Origin of the sequence: Paraburkholderia sp. J94, from assembly GCF_905220285.1 — a bacterium.
Classification (GTDB): domain Bacteria; phylum Pseudomonadota; class Gammaproteobacteria; order Burkholderiales; family Burkholderiaceae; genus Paraburkholderia; species Paraburkholderia tropica_A.
On record NZ_CAJMZH010000013.1, the window covers coordinates 192,649 to 209,656 of the forward strand.

The 17,008-nt window shown below is 66.4% G+C and carries 15 protein-coding genes; 5 read left to right on the forward strand and 10 right to left on the reverse strand.

All coding sequences use genetic code 11. The features are described from left to right. Nucleotides 1-96: 96 nt before the first annotated feature. On the reverse strand, nucleotides 97-429 hold the full coding sequence (locus tag U4Y88_RS26625) for a DUF2322 family protein (RefSeq protein WP_321787490.1): 333 nt from the start codon (nucleotides 427-429) through the stop codon (nucleotides 97-99). Between the two features lie 151 nt (nucleotides 430-580). Then, entirely contained in the window at nucleotides 581-1,732 is a 1,152-nt protein-coding gene (ampC, locus tag U4Y88_RS26630) for a class C beta-lactamase (RefSeq protein ID WP_415774507.1), read from the reverse strand. A 167-nt stretch (nucleotides 1,733-1,899) separates the two neighbouring features. Between ampC and U4Y88_RS26635 the strand changes: the two genes are divergently transcribed. Further along, on the forward strand, nucleotides 1,900-2,769 hold the full coding sequence (locus U4Y88_RS26635) for a LysR family transcriptional regulator (protein WP_321787494.1): 870 nt from the start codon (nucleotides 1,900-1,902) through the stop codon (nucleotides 2,767-2,769). A 19-nt stretch (nucleotides 2,770-2,788) separates the two neighbouring features. Here U4Y88_RS26635 and U4Y88_RS26640 read toward each other — a convergent pair whose 3' ends face one another. Both U4Y88_RS26640 and shiA read right to left on the reverse strand, forming a co-directional pair. Beyond that, the gene (locus tag U4Y88_RS26640; RefSeq protein WP_321787496.1) at nucleotides 2,789-3,559 is read right to left on the reverse strand and encodes an IclR family transcriptional regulator domain-containing protein; all 771 of its coding nucleotides are present in this window, start codon (nucleotides 3,557-3,559) and stop codon (nucleotides 2,789-2,791) included. A gap of 76 nt (nucleotides 3,560-3,635) precedes the next feature. After that, entirely contained in the window at nucleotides 3,636-4,955 is a 1,320-nt protein-coding gene (gene shiA / locus U4Y88_RS26645) for a shikimate transporter (RefSeq protein ID WP_224015010.1), read from the reverse strand. Nucleotides 4,956-5,263: 308 nt separating this feature from the next. Here shiA and U4Y88_RS26650 point away from each other — a divergent pair, with 308 nt between their 5' ends. Continuing rightward, a complete protein-coding gene (locus U4Y88_RS26650; RefSeq protein ID WP_224015007.1) occupies nucleotides 5,264-6,367 on the forward strand; it encodes a 4-hydroxyphenylpyruvate dioxygenase family protein in 1,104 nt (367 codons plus the stop codon). A gap of 111 nt (nucleotides 6,368-6,478) precedes the next feature. On the opposite strand, the gene U4Y88_RS26655 is transcribed toward U4Y88_RS26650, so the two are convergent. Both U4Y88_RS26655 and U4Y88_RS26660 read right to left on the reverse strand, forming a co-directional pair. Further along, nucleotides 6,479-7,468, reverse strand: a complete 990-nt coding sequence (locus U4Y88_RS26655) for a zinc-dependent alcohol dehydrogenase family protein (RefSeq protein ID WP_321787497.1) — start codon at nucleotides 7,466-7,468, stop codon at nucleotides 6,479-6,481. Between the two features lie 175 nt (nucleotides 7,469-7,643). Then, nucleotides 7,644-8,555, reverse strand: coding sequence for a LysR family transcriptional regulator (locus U4Y88_RS26660; protein WP_321787499.1), 912 nt, complete (start codon nucleotides 8,553-8,555; stop codon nucleotides 7,644-7,646). 128 nt (nucleotides 8,556-8,683) lie between these two features. On the opposite strand from U4Y88_RS26660, the gene U4Y88_RS26665 reads away from it, so the two are divergent. Beyond that, complete coding sequence (locus U4Y88_RS26665) at nucleotides 8,684-9,796, forward strand: TraB/GumN family protein (protein WP_321787501.1); 1,113 nt, start codon at nucleotides 8,684-8,686, stop codon at nucleotides 9,794-9,796. Nucleotides 9,797-9,867: 71 nt separating this feature from the next. Then, on the forward strand, nucleotides 9,868-10,086 hold the full coding sequence (locus tag U4Y88_RS26670; protein ID WP_224015000.1) for a hypothetical protein: 219 nt from the start codon (nucleotides 9,868-9,870) through the stop codon (nucleotides 10,084-10,086). A 122-nt stretch (nucleotides 10,087-10,208) separates the two neighbouring features. Here U4Y88_RS26670 and U4Y88_RS26675 read toward each other — a convergent pair whose 3' ends face one another. The 4 genes from U4Y88_RS26675 to U4Y88_RS26690 all read right to left on the reverse strand — a co-directional run bounded on the left by U4Y88_RS26675 (nucleotide 10,209) and on the right by U4Y88_RS26690 (nucleotide 15,463). Continuing rightward, a complete protein-coding gene (locus U4Y88_RS26675) occupies nucleotides 10,209-11,402 on the reverse strand; it encodes a porin (RefSeq protein ID WP_310634221.1) in 1,194 nt (397 codons plus the stop codon). A gap of 172 nt (nucleotides 11,403-11,574) precedes the next feature. Continuing rightward, the gene (locus U4Y88_RS26680) at nucleotides 11,575-12,870 is read right to left on the reverse strand and encodes a cytochrome c (RefSeq protein WP_321787546.1); all 1,296 of its coding nucleotides are present in this window, start codon (nucleotides 12,868-12,870) and stop codon (nucleotides 11,575-11,577) included. Nucleotides 12,871-12,944: 74 nt separating this feature from the next. Then, on the reverse strand, nucleotides 12,945-14,720 hold the full coding sequence (locus U4Y88_RS26685; RefSeq protein ID WP_224014997.1) for a GMC family oxidoreductase: 1,776 nt from the start codon (nucleotides 14,718-14,720) through the stop codon (nucleotides 12,945-12,947). Continuing rightward, nucleotides 14,720-15,463 carry a gluconate 2-dehydrogenase subunit 3 family protein gene (locus U4Y88_RS26690; protein WP_321787503.1) on the reverse strand — a complete coding sequence of 248 codons (744 nt, stop codon included), beginning with the start codon at nucleotides 15,461-15,463 and terminating at the stop codon, nucleotides 14,720-14,722. The genes U4Y88_RS26685 and U4Y88_RS26690 overlap by 1 nt, the downstream gene beginning before the upstream one ends. A 576-nt stretch (nucleotides 15,464-16,039) precedes the next feature. Between U4Y88_RS26690 and U4Y88_RS26695 the strand changes: the two genes are divergently transcribed. Continuing rightward, nucleotides 16,040-16,987 (forward strand): dihydrodipicolinate synthase family protein, encoded by a 948-nt coding sequence (locus U4Y88_RS26695; RefSeq protein WP_321787505.1) that lies wholly within the window; start codon nucleotides 16,040-16,042, stop codon nucleotides 16,985-16,987. Nucleotides 16,988-17,008 lie beyond the last annotated feature (21 nt).

A 17,008-nucleotide genomic window follows, 5' to 3' on the forward strand; every position in this document is an offset into this window, starting at 1 on the left:
AACGGCGGATTCAAGCGCCAATTAATCTGGAGTCCGAATGAATGGATGCGATAAAAAAGCGTGCGGCCGCGATGACCGCACGCCTGGAGCCGTCGCTTAAACGGCCGCGATCACGTCGATGCGCAGCGCTTCGCCGCCCGCCGCGACTTCCAGCAGGCGGTCGACGTTCGGGTGCGCGCCCGGACGGTTGCGCGCGTCGGCGGTGTGCTCGGCGAACACTGCGAGGCCGTGCTCGGCCGCCTTGGCGTCGAGCGTGCCGAAGGCTTGCTTCAGGTAGTGGTAGACCGCGAGCGAGCCTTGTTTGCCCGGCTTGTTCTCGATCGTCGAGACCACGGCGCCCTGGCCGTTCACGAGGTCGATGCGCTCGATGCCGTCGATGGCGGGCAGTTGCGCGAGGTTGTCCTTGAAGACGTTGCCCGGTTGAATCATGAAAAACTCCGTTAAGTCAGATGAAGCGTGAGGATTGCGTAGTGGGCCGCATTTTAGCCGATCCTTTAGACGATCCCCCGCGCCGATAGCCCGTCGGGCCGCAGTCGCGCGCGCCGCCTCGCTGCGCCGCGCGCCGGAATACCACGTGTTTTCAGGGCTTTTCTTTCGCGAGCGCCGTGAGGATCGCGTATCCGGCGCTTACGCGCGCGTCGATCGGATAGGCCTTGTTGGCGAGTATCACCACGCCGAGTTTCTGCGAGGGCACGAACGCCGTGTAAGCCGAGAAGCCGTTGGTCGAGCCGGTCTTGTTGATGAGCGCGTCGGCTTGCGGCGGCAGCGGCGGCGTGATGGCCGTGGCGGGCGCGCCCTGGCGCAGCATGACGGGGCCGTTGCCGTTTTGCAGCGTGGCCAGCGCGACGGGCCACGGATACTGCTCCCACGCGAGATCCTGCGTGAGCGCGCCCGACGTGTAATAGCCCGTGTGCGTGCAGGCGAGCGCGCGCTGCCACGGCGCATCGAGCGGCGCGAGACCCATGTTCGCGTCCAGATAGCGCACGAGATCGGGCGCGGTCGTGCGCAGCCCGTAGGCTTCATCGGCGAGCACGCCGGGATGCATGCGCAGCGGCGTGTCGTGCGCGTCGTAGCCTTGCGCGTAGTTCGGCATCTGCGTGGCGGGCACGTCGAGCCACGTGTGCGTCAGGCCGAAGGCGGGCAGCAGACGCTGCTGGACGGTCTCGCGATACGGCTCGCCCAGACTCTGCGCCGCGACCATGCCGAGCAGGCCGATGCCGAGATTCGAATAGACGCGCTGCGTGCCGACGGGCTGCGCGGGCTGCCAGTGGCGGTAATAAGCGATCAACTGCGCTTCGTTCGTCACCTCGTCGGGCACGAAGAGTTGCAGGCCGGACGTATGCGTGGCGAGATTGAGCACGCTCACGTGGTCGAACACGCTGCCGCGCAGCGCGCCGACATACTGGCTGGCCGGTGCTGCGAAGTCGAGCTTGCCCGCGCCTTGCGCGTAGCACGCGAGCGTGGCCGTGAACGTCTTGGTCAGCGAGCCGATTTCGAACAGCGTGTCGTCGCGCACGGGTGCGCCGGTCGCCTTCGAGGCCACGCCGTAGCGATAGAACGTGTGCTTGCCGTTCACGGTCACGCCGACGATCAGGCCCGGCACGCCGTATTTCGCCTGCACGGGCGCGATGGCGGCATCGACGGCGTTTTTCAGGCGGTCTTGCGCGTGGCCGGTGGTCGCGATAGCAGTGGCGGCCAGGCTCATCGACATCAGTAAATGTTTTATCGTGATTTTCACGGTCGAGGACGGAGTCGGTCTGTGGAGCGCCCGGCAGACACCGCCGGGCGGCGGATCATGCACATTGCAGCGATTTCGCCGACGATTGTGGTGCGTTGCCCGCCACCCGACAAGCGACGATAATTTGGCTCAGCCACAAGCCAAACTTATAGGTCGACACGATGCGTCCCAATCTGCCATTGCACGCGCTGCGCGCCTTCGAGGCGTCGGCGCGCCATCTGAGCTTCACGCGCGCCGGGCTCGAACTCAAGGTCACGCAGGCGGCGGTGAGCCAGCAGGTGCGCATGCTCGAAGCGTGGCTCGGCGTGCCGCTGTTCCGGCGTCTGCCGCGCGGGCTCGGCATGACCGACGAGGCGCGCGCGCTGCTGCCCGTGCTCAGCGACGCGTTCGGCCGCATCGAAACGGTGCTCAAGCAGTTCGAGGGCGGGCGTCTGCACGAAGTGCTCACGGTGGGTGTGGTCGGCACCTTCGCGATCGGCTGGCTGATGCCGCGTTTGAAGTCGTTTCGCGAGGCGCATCCGTTCGTCGGACTGCGGCTGCTGACGAATAACAATCTCGTCGATCTGGCGGGCGAGGGGCTGGACTTCGCGATTCGCTTCGGCGATGGCAAGTGGCCCGCGACGGATAACGTGCGCCTGTTCGACGCGCCGCACGCGGTGCTGTGCGCGCCGGAGATCGCGCGGCGGCTGGCGTCGCCGGCCGATCTGGCGAAGGAGACGCTGCTGCGGTCCTATCGCACCGACGAATGGCTGGAATGGTTCGCCGCCGCCGGAGTCGAGGCGTGGGCCGTGAGCGGGCCGATTTTCGATTCGTCGCGGTTGATGGCGGAAGCGGCGATGCAGGGCGCGGGCGTCGCGCTCGCGCCCGCGTGCATGTTCGCGCGGGAGTTGCAGGCGGGGTTGCTGGCGCGGCCGTTCGAGGCCGAGGTGATGCTCGGGAGTTACTGGCTGGCGTGGCTGAAGTCGCGGGCGATGACGCCCGCGATGAAGGCGTTTTATGAGTGGATCGTGGCGGAGGCGGCCGCGCGCTAACGCCGCTTACCGATCGCCATCACAACACATTCAACATCGCCAGCGCCGTCTCCTGCAAATGCGGCAGCACACGTCGCACGGCGTCGTCGGGGCTTTCATCGCCGATCGACATATTCGTGCTCAACGCCGCGACCACATCGCCGCTGCGATTGCGCAGCGGCACCGCCACGCCGCGCACGCCCACCTGCAATTGCTGCTCGATCAGCGCATATCCGTCCACGCGCGCACGCACGATTTTCTCGCGCAGACGCGTCGCGCTCGTGATCGTATGCGCCGTGAAGGGCGCGAGCTCCACGCCGTCGAGCCAGTTCGATACCGCCTGCTGATCCTCCTTGTACGCGAGCAGCACTACGCCCGGCGAGATCAGCGGCGCGGGCACGCGCGCGCCGAGCACGAAGCCCGTCGTCATCACGCGCGAGACGCCGTTGCGCGCGATCACCACGAGATCCCAGCCGTCGAGCACGCTCACATAGGCCGACTCGTTGAGCGTCGCGCTCAATTGCTGCAGATACGGCTGCACCATGCGCGGCAAGCGCGCCGAATCGAAATACGACCAGCCCACGCGTAGTACGCGCGGCGTGAGGCCGAACAGGCGTCCATCGGTGTAGACGTAGCCGAGCGATTCGAGCGTCAGCAGATAGCGCCGCGCGGCGGTGCGCGACAGGCCCGTGCGTTCGCCGGCCTGGGTCGCGGTCATCCGCGCGTGCTGGTTGTCGAAGGCTTCGAGAATCGCGAGGCCTTTTTCGAGTCCGGCGATCCAGTCGCGGCGGGCGAGAGTGGTGGTTTTCATGGCGGAACGCCGTCAAGCCGGAAAGCGAAAAAGGCCGGGCATGCGCCCGGCCTCGTGAGTCGATGTGCGCTTGCGTTCAGTGCGCCTGCGCGGGCTTCATGCGCGCCGCCACGAACAGCGAAATCAGGCAGCCGACGGCCAGATACGCAGCCACCAGATGCCACGAGCCGCCGCCCACGCCGACCAGCGCCACGGCGATGAACGGCGTGAAGCCGCCGCCGACCACGCTTGCGAACTGATAGCCCACGCCCGCGCCGCTATAGCGGTATTCGGCGCCGAACAGTTCGGTGAAAAGCGGCTGCTGCACGCTGACAACCATGTCGTGCGCGATGTTCGCGAGCGCCACCGAGAAGATCACGATCCAGACGATCGAGCGCGCTTCGAGTGCGAGGAAGAACGGCACCGCGCTGGCAAGGCCGATCGTCGCGCCGATCAGGTAGACGCGGCGCAGGCCGACGCGGTCGGCGAGCCACGCGAAGCACGGAATCGTCACGCACGACAGCGCGCCGACGAACAGGCCGATGCCGAGGAACAGGTCGCGCGACAGGCCGAGGTTCGTGGTCGAATAGCTAAGCGCGAACGCGGTCACGATGTACATCGTGAAGAGTTCGGCCAGACGCAGCGCGATGATATAGACGAAGGCCTTCGGATGACGCGTGAGCGCTTCGAGCACCGGCATCTTGAGCTTGCGATGGCCGTGCTCGACCTTCTCGACGAACTCGCGCGACTCGTCCATGCTCGAACGCACCCACAGGCCCACGAGCACGAGCACTACGCTGAACACGAACGGCAGACGCCAGCCCCAGGCGCGGAACGCGGTCTCGCCGAGCAGGTGGCTGAGCAGCGCGACGATGCCGGTCGCGAGCACGAGGCCCACGCCGTAGCCGACCTGCACGCCGCTGCTATAGAACGCCTTCTTGTGCTTGGGCGCGCTTTCGACGGCCATCAGCGCCGCGCCGCCCCATTCGCCGCCCACCGCGAAGCCCTGAATGGCGCGCAGCAGCACGAGCAGCACGGGCGCCCACCAGCCGATCGTCGCGAAGGTGGGCAGCAGGCCGATGGCGACCGTCGAGAGGCCCATCAGCATGACGGTCAGCACGAGCATGCGCTTGCGTCCGAGGCGGTCGCCGTAGTGGCCGAACACCACGCCGCCGAGCGGGCGGAACAGGAAGCCCACGCCGAAGGTCGCGAAGGCCGCGAGCGTGCCCATCTTGCCGATGTTGGGGAAAAACGCGGTATTGAAGACCAGTGCGGCGACAATCCCGTAGAGCAGAAAGTCGTACCAGTCGACGACGGCGCCGACGAAGCTGCCCAGCGCGGCCTTGCGGGCCTGGCCGCTCGGGCGGGCGGCGGGAGCGGGCTCGGAGGCGCCGGTGGTGTCGAGGGTCGGGGTCATGAGTGTCTCCAGAAACTGGCTTTTGATCTATGTCGCCAAACATACGCGCGGGACTTGCCGCAGCGGTGAAACGGAGCATAGAGCCGCGCAGGCGGCTCGGCAATGTACGGAACGCGCAAAATGCGCGATTATCGCCCAATCGCGTGCGTTTATCGAACGCTTTGCGGGTTAGCACCGAGGGCAGGCACGACCTGGTCGATGCCCTTCTTTGGCGCGATGAACGATTTGGTTAAAATTGGCGGGTACTGGCGGCGCGGTCTGTCGCCGCCGTCGTTCATGGTTTTTTGCTGGTTTCAGGAGCCTTCCGCATGTCGTCCAACCCCATTTCCGGCGCGCCGGAGCAGGCCAATCCGCTCGGCATGGCCGGCATCGAGTTCGTCGAATTCGCGGCGCCCGATCCCGCCGCGCTCGGGCGGCGCTTCGAGCAGCTGGGGTTCAAGGCCATCGCGCGCCACATCAGCAAGGACGTGACGCTCTATCGCCAGGGCCAGATGAATTTCCTGCTCAACGCCGAGCCGGACTCGTTCGCCGCGCGCTACGCCGAGGAATACGGCATGGGCATCTGCGCGATCGGCGTGCGCGTGGAGAGCGCGCGGCGCGCCTTCGAACACGCGCTGCGTCTGGGCGCGTGGGCGTTCGAGGGCGAGCGCGTCGGCGCGGGCGAGCTGAAGATCCCGGCGATCCAGGGCATCGGCGACTCGCATATCTATTTCGTCGACCGCTGGCGCGGCCGTGGCGGCCTGCGCGGCGGCGTCGGCGACATTTCGATCTTCGACATCGACTTCCGCCCGATCGACATCGCCACCGCCCAGGCCGATCTGGAGCACGGCGGCACCGGCCTGCAACGCGTCGATCACCTCACGCAGACGGTGGGCGCGGGCCGCATCGACGAATGGCTCGACTTCTATCGCGAGCTGCTGCATTTCCGCGAGATCCACGAGATCAACGCGAACTGGCACGTTTCGCAGGAGTCGCGCGTGATGGTGTCGCCGGGCGGCGAGATCCGCATTCCCGTCTACGAGGAGGGCACGCGCCGCACCGAGCTGATGCACGACTATCTGCCCGATCATCCGGGCGAGGGCGTGCAGCATATCGCGCTCGCGAGCGACGACATCGTGCCGTGCGTCGATGCGCTGATGGCGAGCGGCGTCGAATTCGTGGAGCCGCCGCCCGCGTATTACGATTCGGTCGATGCGCGCCTGCCCGGTCACGGCCTCGATATCGAGGCGCTGCGCAAGCGCCACATTCTGATCGACGGCGAGATTGGCGCGGACGGCGTGCCGCGCCTGTTCCTCCAGACCTTCGTGAAGCGCCGCCCCGGCGAGATCTTTTTCGAAGTGGTGCAGCGCCTCGGCCATCATGGTTTCGGCGAGGGCAATCTCGACGTGCTCGCGAAGGCGCGCAAGGCTTGATGCGCGACGCCTGACGCTCGACACGCAAGAACGCACAAACGCAAAAACGTAAAACACGCCCTGCTCGAAAGCGGGGCGTTTTTCATGCTGCGTCGGAATCCGCGCGCGGCCTTACACCGTCACGACGATCTTGCCGACCTGCGCGCCCGCTTCCATGTAGCGGTGCGCTTCGGCGATCTCGTCGAGCGTGAACGTGCGGTCGATCGCGGGCTTGAGCGCGCCCGCGGCGAGGCCGTCGCTAATGAAGCGTTTCGCGCGTTCGAGCTTCGCGGCGTCGGTGGTGATTTCGAACAGTTCGTAGCCGCGCACCGTGAGATGGCGCGAGAGCAGGTCCATCACGGGCACGCTCAGATCGCGCGTGTCGAGCGCACCGTATTGCACGAAGATGCCCTGTTTCGCGAGCGCGCGCAGCTGATGCGCCGCCTCCGGGCCGCCGACCGGATCGAACGCCAGATGCGCGCCCGTGCCGCCGGTGATTTCCCGCACCTGCTGCGTAAGCGCCGCGCCGCCGCCCGCGATCACGTGCTTTGCGCCCGCTTCGAGCAGCGCCGCGCGCTTGCTGTCGCTGCGCGTGAGCGCGATCGGCACCGCGCCGACGCTGTTGGCGATCTGGATCGCCGCGAGTCCCACGCTGCTGGACGCCGCGCCCACCAGCACCGCCTGGCCGCGCGCGAGGCCGCCGATCTCGATCAGCGCGCCCCAGGCCGTGGCGTACTGCATCCACGTGGCGGCGGCTTCCTCGAACGAGAGGCCCGCCGGGTTCTTCACGACGGCGTGTGCGGGCGCGTTCACGCGTTCGCCGTACATGCCGTAGTCGAGAAACGAGAACGCGGGCACGACGCTCACGGCGTCGCCGGGCGCGAAGTCCTGCACGCCGCTGCCCACGGCTTCGACGATGCCCGACGCTTCATAGCCCAGCGCGGCGGGAAAGCGCGGCGCGTGCGTGTACTGGCCGCTGCGGTACATGACTTCGGCGCGGTTCAGGCCAATGGCCTTGACGCGGATCTGCACCTCGCCGGCCTGCGGAGCGGGCACGTCGACGTCGTCGATCTGGAGCACGTCGGGGCCGCCGATGCGGTGAAAGCGGACGATTCTGGACATTCTGGATTCCTCTTGAATTCGAACGGGGCGCATAAGCATGAAAAGATGCATCGCAAGGCGCGCCCGGTCCGATTACTGTATGCCGCGCCGCAGCGCGAATAAACGCGTGGCGCGATTACTCATTGTTATTGGATGAATAACAATGCGCGCGCTTGAGCGGAATCCACGCAGCGCTTCAAGCCGGACAGCGTTTGCCGATCAGCTCCGTGAGCCAGTCGACGAACACGCGCACCTTGCCCGGCAGATGCTCGCGATTCGGATACATGACGGAGATCGGCTTGGGCACCTTCGCGATGCCGGGCAGCACTTCCACGAGCTGGCCCGCGTCGATGTGCGGCTGCAACGCCGGGCGCAGCGCGTGGATCAGGCCGAAGCCCGCAAGACCGCACGCAAGCAGCGCTTCGGAACTGTCGGTGAGCAGGGCGCTGTCGAGCTTGAGCGCGACGGTCTTGCCGCCGCTGCGATACACCCAGTCCATCACGCGGCGGTTGCGTCCCGTGAAGAAGTTCACGGCGCGATGCGCGCGCAGATCGTCGAGCGTGCGCGGCAGGCCGTGGCGCGTGCAATACGCGGGCGACGCGCAGGTCACCATCGGCACCTCGCCGATCTTGCGCGCGACCATGCTGGAGTCTTTCAATTCGCCGATCCGCACCACGCAGTCGATACCTTCGCCGATCAGATCGACGGGCTGATCGCTCGCGCCCAGCACGATATCGATCTGCGGATAGCGCTGCTGGAATTCGGGCAGCGCCGGAATGATCACGGCCTTGGCGAGCGCCACGGCCACGTTCAGGCGCAGACGTCCCTTCGGCTGCGGGCGCTGCTGCGAGAACTGCGCGAACGAGGCGAACGTGTCGTTCACGCCCGCGAGCAATTGAACACAGCGCTGATAGAACTCGTCGCCTTCGGCGGTCGTGCTCACGCGGCGCGTGCTGCGGTTCAGGAGGCGGATGCCGAGTTCGTCCTCGAGTTGCTGCACGGCTTTCGTGACGGCGGGGCGGTGCAGTTGCAGCGCTTCGGCGGCTTGCGTGAAGCTGCCGCGCTCGACGATATTCACGTAGATCTGCATGGTTTGCAGACGATCCATGGGCATTCCTTGACGATCGATTCAGCGCGCGCCGATGTGCGGACCGGCGCATGTGCGCTCGCGTACGGACGCGCGGCGCGCGCCTCGCGTATGCTGCAACCGGGGCCTCCCCAGAAGCGGTGCCGACAATGATAAACACTGACTGCCACTCCGGGACACGCGCGCGCGCGAAACGCTTCGCGCTGGGCCTCGCTGTGTGGTGCGCGAGCGTGGGCCTGAGCTTGAGCCCGGGCTTGAGTGCGCGGGCGCAGGACGGCGCATCGCGCGAGGCGGCCAATCCGGCGACCGGTCACATGCAACACGTCGCGAAAGCGTCGGCGTCCGCATCCGCTTATCGTCCTGCGCTGTGGACCGCGAGCCTGCCCGGTCATCCGACCTTGCTGCTGCTGCCCACGATCCACGGACTCGCGAGCGACGACCCGCGCATCGACGCCGCGCTCGCCGCGCTGGCGGACCGCGTGCAGGCGATCGCGCTCGAAACCAACGTGAGCCCGACGCACGACAATGTGCAGACGATCCTGCGCTACGGCCTCTATCCCGCCGCCGACAATCTCACGAATCACATGCAGTCGATGAGCGCCGAGGCGCTCGCGCATTGCGCGCGCGATAGCGGCGCCGATATCAAGGTGTTCTTCCAGCACAAGCCGTGGCTCGCGGGCTTCGTCGTCGATGCGGTGCGGCTGCATGAGCAGCGCTTCGAACGGGAGGATGGCGCGAAGCCGCCGCGCTTCGTGCCCACGGGCGAGTCGCTGGTGTTCGCGGGGATCGACGCGCGGCTCGAATCGATCGCGCAGCGCCAGCGCATTCCGCTGATCTATCTGGAGACGATCGAGCAGGGCATGCGCCTCTTCGACGAGATGCCGGCCGCCGATCAGGAAGCCTTTCTGCAAGGCGAATGCGCGGGACTGCATGGCGCGCGCCAGGGCGCGGCCTCGTACGCGCAGTTTCAGCAGGCGTGGGTAACGGGCGACGCCGCGCAACTGGAGCGGCTGGCGATGGCGCGCTTTCCCGGCGAAAGCGACGCGCATTACGACTTCAGCCAATACCTCTATCTGCGCGGCACCGATATCTTCGCCGAGACGCTCGCGCAATACGGCTATTTCTACGGCAAGGGGCCGATACTCGTCGCGGTCGGCGCAGGGCACTTTTTTGGTGCGCACTCGCTGCTGCAACGGCTGCACGACGCCGGTTACACCGTCACGGGACCGCTGCCCGCGCTGCGCAAAGTCGCGGCTCGCTGACGAAATGTAAACTTACCAACTCTTTCGAGGGCTTCCCTAAACTTTCCATCGCATGCGCCGTTAGACCAGGTATGAAAACGCCATTCTCGAAATCGGAAGCCCAGCTTCTGCTGTCGATCGCCCACGAGCGCGCGGAGCACCGCGCGGCGGCGGCGGGCGTCGAGCTTGAGTCGGCCGCGGGTTCCGCGATCTACGACACGGTGATCTATTCGACGCTGTCCGAGTTCGCGCCCGCGCTCACGATCGACGAATTCATCGGCCTGCTCGCGCGTCCCGAGATCCTGCACTGAGTCCTGCACGGCGCCCTGGACGGCGATCGGCATTCCTGATGCTCGAATAACGAAACGGCGCGCGGGCCATCACCCGCGCGCCGTTTTTTCATCGGCGAATCATCGGCAAAACGTCTGAACGTTTAGAACTTCTGGCGCAAGCCCACGCTCACGATCGCCTGCGATTGAGAGTTCGACGAGTGGCCGTTGCCCTTGTCCGAGACCGAGGCGGTCGCGGCCACCGGATGGCCGAGCGCGTCGAGCGTCGTGCCCGAGGCGTGCTGATAACCGGCCAGCAGATACACCGTCGAGCGCTTCGAGAAGTCGTAGAGCGCGCCCACCGAGACGTTGTGGTACTGCGCGGCATCGTCGAGATTGTCGACGTCGCTGCCCCGCGTGTAGCTGTAGCCCGCGAACAGATGCGTCCGCGGCTGCACGTTCCACATGCCGAACACGCCCGCGATGTTGAAGCGCGCCGTGCCCGAGTAGAGCGAGTTCGCGCCCGCCTTGTACTGCACGTTGCTGTAGTTCACGCCCACCTGCACCGTGCTGAAATCCCAGGTCGCGCCCGCGGCCACCACCTGCTGCGACTGCGCGCTCGCGAAGCCTTCGTTGATCGACGAGTTGAAGGTGCCGTCGTAGGTGCCTTGCCACTTGCCGTAGGTCGTGTCGTCGAGGCCGGTCTTGCTGTTGTCCGAGCGCTCGTAGCCCACGCCCACGCGCAGCGGGCCGTTCGCGTAGCCCGCGCCCACGCTCCACGTGTTCTTGCGCTTGAGGCTGCCCGCCTGGCCGCCGAAGCCGTAGAGCGCGCCGAACGAAAAGCCGTTGTATTTCGCGCTCGTGTACTTGATCGAGTTGTCGACGCGCGTGGTCTGGTCGAGGTCGTCGATGTCGCCCGGATGCGCGCCGAAGCCACCGATCTGGCTCACCGGCGCGACCGGCCCGACGAAGTCGTCGAGCGAGGTGTACTGGCGGCCCATCGTCAGCGAGCCGTAGCGCTGGTCGGCGAGGCCGACGAACGCCTGGCGGCCGAACAGACGGCCGCTCTGGCCCGAGGTGCCGTTGCTGATGTCGAAGCCGTCTTCGAGCACGAAGATCGCCGAGAGGCCGTTGCCGAGGTCCTCGCGGCCCTTGAGGCCCCAGCGGCTGCCCGAGAGATTGCCGGTCGTCATGGCGACGTTCGAATGGCCCTGATAAGCGCCGGTCTTGCCGGTGCGCTCGTTGCTGCGGTACGTGATGCCCGCGTCGGCGATGCCGTAGAGCGTGACGGAGCCCTGCGCCGCGGCGGTGCCCGCGAGCGTGAGCAGGATCGGCGCGGAGATCAGGTGTTTTTTCATCATGAGTCGTCTCGGTGAAAAAGAGAGCGCCGCATCAAAGCGGTCTCGTTGTTATGCGCGCGCGCACCGGCCGCCTCGATGAACGAGGCAGCCGGCGTGCGGCGCTGGAAAAACGCGGATCAGAACTTCAGGAGGTCAGGCGCGTGAGGGCGTTCGAAGCCGTGTTGCGGTATCAGCGCTTGAGCGAGGCGCCCGGCGGCAGCTCGGGCGAGGTGACGGTCACGGTCTTGCGCAGCTTCGCGACGTCGTCGGCGCTGACCGGCGCGCCGGTGTTGCCCCAACTGGTGCGCACGAAGGTGGCGACGTCGGCGACTTCCTGGTCGGAGAGGCGCCAGCCGAACGGCGGCATCGTGAAGGTCGAGGGCGCCGTCTGCGTGCCTTCGAGCGCGGCGCCCGCGAGCAGCACATGGATCAGCGAGGTGGCGTCCTTGCCCTGCACGACGGGGTTGCCGCCGAGCGCCGGGAACACGCGCGTGTAGCCGCGTCCGTCGCTGCGGTGGCAGGCCATGCAGTTGTCGCGATAGACCGCCGCGCCGCGCGCGCTCGCGTCGCCGCCTTGCAGCTTGCTCGCGGCGGCGGCGTCGTAGGCGTACGGCGTTTCCTTCGCGTCGTTCGAGGGCAGCGTCTTGAGATAACGCGCCATCGCGAGCAGGTCCGCATCGGTCATGTGCTGCATGCTGTGCTGGACCACGTCGGTCATGCCGCCGAACGCCGCCGTATGCAGATTGCGGCCGGTCTTGAGGAACTGGACGATGTCGTCCTCGCTCCATGCGCCGATGCCCGTACGCGGATTGCCGCGCAGGCTCGACGGCACCCAGCCGTCGATCGGGCCGCCGCCCGCGAGGAAGTCGTCGCCTTCGAGATCGGTCAGCGCGAGTTCCTGCATCGTGCGCGCGCGCGGCGTGTGGCACGCGCCGCAGTGGCCGAGGCCCTGCACGAGATACGCGCCGCGCGCGACGATCGCATCGTTGTAATGCCCGGCGTCGAACGGCGCGACCTTCGGCGCGAACATCGTGCGCCAGATGCCGAGCGGCCAGCGCATCGACAGCGGCCACGGAATGTCCACCGCGCGATTGGCGGCGTTCACCGGCGCGACGCCGTGCATGAAGTACGCGTAGAGCGCTTTCATGTCGTCGTCGGAGAGGCGCGCGTACGACGGGTAGGGCATCGCCGGATAGAGCGTGTCGCCGTTCGGACGCACGCCCTGGCGCACGGCCTTCGCGAAGTCGTCGTAGGTCCACTTGCCGATGCCGCTGCCAGCGTCGGGCGTGATGTTGGTCGAGTAGATCGCGCCGATCGGCGTGTCGAACTTCAGGCCGCCCGCGAAGGGCTTGCCGCCTTGCGACGTGTGGCAGGCGATGCAGTCGCCGGCGCGCGCGAGGTATTCGCCATGCGCGACGAGCGCGGCATCGGAGGACGCAGCCGACGCGGTTGTTGCGGCATGCGCGGCCGCAGCCGCGAACGTCATCGACAGCGCCGCGCACGCGGCCAGCGCGCCACGAGCGAAGCCCGTGGGGAAAAGGTTCTTCTTCATGCGGATCGTCACACGCTCACCAGAGGGCCGGGGTTCTTGAGGTACTGGCTGCGAATGGCCTTCGCGGACCAGTACGCCAGGGCGGCGACCATCCCCGTGGGGTTGTAGCCGATGCCTTGCGGGAACGCGGACGCGCCAATCACGAAAACGTTATGGACGTCCCAGCTCTGCAGATAGCGGTTGAGCGCGCTGGTGTTCGGGTCGGTGCCCATGATCGCGCCGCCCACGAGGTGAGTGGTCTGATAGCGGCGCGAATCGAAATGCGCGCCGAACTCGCGCGTGTAGACGTTGATGGCCTTCGGGCCCATCGCCTCGGCGATCTTCTTCATCTGGCCGGTCACGTACTGCGCCATCTTGATGTCGTTGTCCTTCCAGTCGAAGGTCATGCGCAGCAAGGGCTGGCCGTACGAGTCGCGATAGGTCGGATCGAGGTCGAGGAACACGTCGCGATACGACATGTTCGAGCCGTGCGCGTCCATCGAAATGGTGTGCGCGTAGTGATCCTTCACGGCCTTCTTCCACTGCGAGCCCCAGTTCGGCGTGCCCGCGGGCGTGGCGATGCCGCTGATCGGCTTGACGCCCGCCTGGTTCACCCAGAGCGGCGAGCCGCCGACGAAACCGAGCGGACCGTGATCGAAGTTGTCGGCGTTGAAGTCGTCCACGGCCACGCCGTTGCCGCCCGCGCCGATGAACGGATTCGTCCACGTGTCCTTGTCGAAGAACGCCGTGATGGTCGAGAGATTCTGGTACGCGAAATTGCGGCCCACGACGCCCGTGCCCGAGACCGGGTCATACGGCTTGCCGATGCCCGAGAGCAGCATCAGATGCACGTTGTGATACTGGAACGCCGAGACGATCACGAGATCGGCGGGCTGGAACACTTCCTGGCCCGACGGATCGACGTAAGTCACGCCGGTCGCGCGCTTCTTCGTGTCGTCGAGTTCGACGCGCAGCACGTGGCATTTCGAGCGCAGTTCGAAGTGCTTTTCGAGCTTGAGCGCGGGCAGGATGTTCAGGTTCGGCGAGGCCTTCGAGTACATGTAGCACGCGTAGCCGCTGCAGTAGCCGCAGAAGTTGCACGGGCCCATCTGCGCGCCGTACGGGTTCGTGTACGGACCCGAGGTGTTCGCGGACGGCAGGCGATACGGATGCAGGCCGATCGACTTCGCAGCGTCCGAGAAGCGCTGCGCCGAGTACGTATTCAGTTGCGCGGGCAACGGAAAATTGTCGCTGCGGCGCGCTTCGAACACGTTGCCGTCGCCGACCACCTTGTCGCCGACCTTGTAGGCCTGGCCCGAGGTGCCGAACACTTTTTCGGCGAAGTCGAAATGCGGCTCCAGCTCGTCGTAGCTCACGCCGTAATCCTGGATGGTCATGCCTTCCGGGATGAACTTCTTGCCGTAGCGTTCTTCGTAATGACTCTTCAGGCGCAGTTCTTCCGGCGTGATGCGGAAGTGCACGCCCGACCAGTGCAGGCCCGCGCCGCCCACGCCTTCGCCGGGCAGGAACGCGGCGAGCTGGCGGTAGGGCAGCGCCGTCTCGGCCGCGTTGTGGCGGATCGAGACGGTGGTCTTCGAGAGGTCCAGAAAGAGCTTCTTGCGGACGTTGTAGGTCAGCTCGTCGATGGTGTTCGGGTACGCGCCGTCCGGGTAGGTGTCGCGATACTCGCCGCGTTCGAGTGCGACCACGGTCAGGCCCGCTTCCGTGAGTTCTTTCGAGAGGATCGCGCCGGTCCAGCCGAAGCCGACCACGACCGCGTCCACATGAGGTTTCTTGATCGCCATTACGTGCGCTCCCCGTTGATCGATACCGGACCGTACGGGTAAGCCTTGCCGTCCTGGTTCACGAAATCCATGAAATCGGCGCGCGCGCCGGGAAAACCGATCATCTTCCAGGCGGCCATGTCCTTGTTGCCGCCGTGGATCGGATCGCAGAAATAGCCTTCGCGCGTGTTCTGCAGCAACTGGCCGAAGAACACCTTCGCGGGCACCGAGTCGAGTTCGACCTTGCCCGCTTCGAGATCCGCGAGCAGGGCGTCGCGCGTGTTCGCATCGAGCGCGTCGAAATCCTTGCCCCAGGCCTTGGTCGCGTACGCGTTCACCGCCGCGATGCCGAGGCGGTAGATGTCGCGCGGCACCAGCTTCATCTGATAGCCGAGTTCCGGCGCGCCTTGCTGGAACGGCCCCTGCATGTACCAGAGCGCGCCGTGCGCGTAGGGCGTGTCCATCTGACGGTCGATGAATTCGGGCACGCCCGCGTCGAGCGCGCCCGGACCTTCGGCGTCGGCGGGAATCAGCCGGTCGACCGCCGCTTGCAGGAAGGCCCATTCGCGGGCGTCGAAAAAGCGGGGCTTGTAAGCGCTCTGGGCCTGCCCCGGCTGGGACGCACCCGCCTGGCTGCCGCCTTGCTGCGCGTTGCCGTTGGACGGCTGCGAGCCGCCTTCGCAGCCGGCGAGCGCCCCTGCGGGAACGAGCACTACCGCCGTGCGCAGGAAGCCACGGCGAGACGTGAGAGGGGATTCGGACATTGTTCGATTCTGTATGAATTCGGCGCGATCTGATCTGACCGTGACCATCTGGGGAAGCCGGTTTCTGCCCGGCCGCCGCGGTAACGAATGGTAATTGGAACCGGTTCCATGATTGTCGGGGGATTTTACAATATTCCATTGCGCTGGCTGTATCGATCGCGCCCGGTCAAGTGGCGGGGTGTCGCAATCGGGCGCGGCATGGCGTCCCGGGCGGTTGGGGAATGTCCAGCGGATTCAAGGGCTTGGGGCGGATGGTCCGGTTCGGAGCGCGCGGCGGGCGGGGCGGATCGGCGTGGTTTCGCATGGCTGGGCGGAGCGAGAGCCGTCGCGGAGCTTGTTGCTTTTTGGGGAATGCACGCCGCGCCGGGTTGTCAGTCAGGGACAGATTCGGTATCGCGCAGGATGCCGGTCTAATCCTCTGATTAATTGCGGAAATCCTCGGCCCGTCGCGGCTGGCGGGCGTTTGCGGCGCGCCTCCGAACAAACCCTAACAAGTCCACCAAGTTGTTTGACAACTGGTCGGGGCGAGTGCTACTGTGCGGATATCGACCACCCACCATTTCTGCACGAGGCCTCATGAACGTGTCCCCGATCGTCGAAAGCGAATTCGCTTCGACCGTGATGGCAGTGCCCCCTCTGGCACGCCGCGCCGATTTCTCCCTTGACGTTGAAGCCAACGGCAAGCTCATCCGCCATATGGAAGCAGGCGGTATCCGCACGCTGCTGTACGGCGGCAACGCGAACCTGTACCACGTCGCCGTCAGCGAATTCCGCGAGTTGCTTGACATGCTCGCCGAGCAGACCGCGCCCGAAACGCGCGTGATCCCGGCCATCGGCCCGGACTACGGCAAGATGCTCGACCAGGCGCGCATCCTCGCGCAGACGCAATACAAGACCGCCATGGTGCTGCCGCTGTCGGGCTTCACCACGCCGGCCGGCGTCGAAGCGGGCCTCTCGCGCATCGCCGACACCGCGGGCATTCCGCTGACGCTCTATATCAAGAGCGAGGATTATGTCGATGTGGACACGCTCGTGCGCCTGATCGACCGCGGCACGCTGATTGCGGTGAAATACGCCATCGTGCGCCAGGACCCGGCGAACGATCCGTATCTGCGCCGCCTGCTGCAAAGCGTGCCGGCCTCGAAGGTCGTCTCGGGCATGGGCGAGCGTCCGGCGCTGGTTCACGTGCGCGATTTCGGTCTCGCCGCCTGGACCACGGGCTCGGGCTGTATCGCCGCGAACGCCGTGATGGCGCTGCTCAAGGCCGCCAAGGAAGGCCGCGCCGACGAAGCGCAACGCCTCTACGACGCCTTCATGCCGCTCGAAACGCTGCGCGACGACATCTCGCTGATCCGCGTGCTGCACGACGCTGTCACGCTCTCCGGCATCGCCGACATGGGCCCGATCCTGCCGCTGCTCTCGCAGTCGCCGGCCGAAGCGCTGCCCGCCATCGGCGAAGCGGCGAAGACGCTGCTCGCGTTCGAGCGCTTGCTGGCCGGTTCGTCGCAAGCGGCGCACGCCTGAGCGGCGCGTGCAAACGCTTGT

What these genes read in the sequence shown, in the direction of transcription:
- U4Y88_RS26655 (WP_321787497.1), bottom strand. Translation starts at nt 7,468, where the DNA reads ATGTCCAGAATCGTCCGCTTTCACCGCATCGGCGGCCCCGACGTGCTC.
- U4Y88_RS26670 (WP_224015000.1), top strand. Translation starts at nt 9,868, where the DNA reads ATGAAAACGCCATTCTCGAAATCGGAAGCCCAGCTTCTGCTGTCGATC.
- U4Y88_RS26625 (WP_321787490.1), bottom strand. Translation starts at nt 429, where the DNA reads ATGATTCAACCGGGCAACGTCTTCAAGGACAACCTCGCGCAACTGCCC.
- U4Y88_RS26665 (WP_321787501.1), top strand. Translation starts at nt 8,684, where the DNA reads ATGATAAACACTGACTGCCACTCCGGGACACGCGCGCGCGCGAAACGC.
- U4Y88_RS26660 (WP_321787499.1), bottom strand. Translation starts at nt 8,555, where the DNA reads ATGGATCGTCTGCAAACCATGCAGATCTACGTGAATATCGTCGAGCGC.
- U4Y88_RS26690 (WP_321787503.1), bottom strand. Translation starts at nt 15,463, where the DNA reads ATGTCCGAATCCCCTCTCACGTCTCGCCGTGGCTTCCTGCGCACGGCG.
- U4Y88_RS26650 (WP_224015007.1), top strand. Translation starts at nt 5,264, where the DNA reads ATGTCGTCCAACCCCATTTCCGGCGCGCCGGAGCAGGCCAATCCGCTC.
- U4Y88_RS26635 (WP_321787494.1), top strand. Translation starts at nt 1,900, where the DNA reads ATGCGTCCCAATCTGCCATTGCACGCGCTGCGCGCCTTCGAGGCGTCG.
- U4Y88_RS26680 (WP_321787546.1), bottom strand. Translation starts at nt 12,870, where the DNA reads ATGACGTTCGCGGCTGCGGCCGCGCATGCCGCAACAACCGCGTCGGCT.
- U4Y88_RS26685 (WP_224014997.1), bottom strand. Translation starts at nt 14,720, where the DNA reads ATGGCGATCAAGAAACCTCATGTGGACGCGGTCGTGGTCGGCTTCGGC.
- shiA (WP_224015010.1), bottom strand. Translation starts at nt 4,955, where the DNA reads ATGACCCCGACCCTCGACACCACCGGCGCCTCCGAGCCCGCTCCCGCC.
- U4Y88_RS26640 (WP_321787496.1), bottom strand. Translation starts at nt 3,559, where the DNA reads ATGAAAACCACCACTCTCGCCCGCCGCGACTGGATCGCCGGACTCGAA.
- U4Y88_RS26675 (WP_310634221.1), bottom strand. Translation starts at nt 11,402, where the DNA reads ATGAAAAAACACCTGATCTCCGCGCCGATCCTGCTCACGCTCGCGGGC.
- U4Y88_RS26695 (WP_321787505.1), top strand. Translation starts at nt 16,040, where the DNA reads ATGAACGTGTCCCCGATCGTCGAAAGCGAATTCGCTTCGACCGTGATG.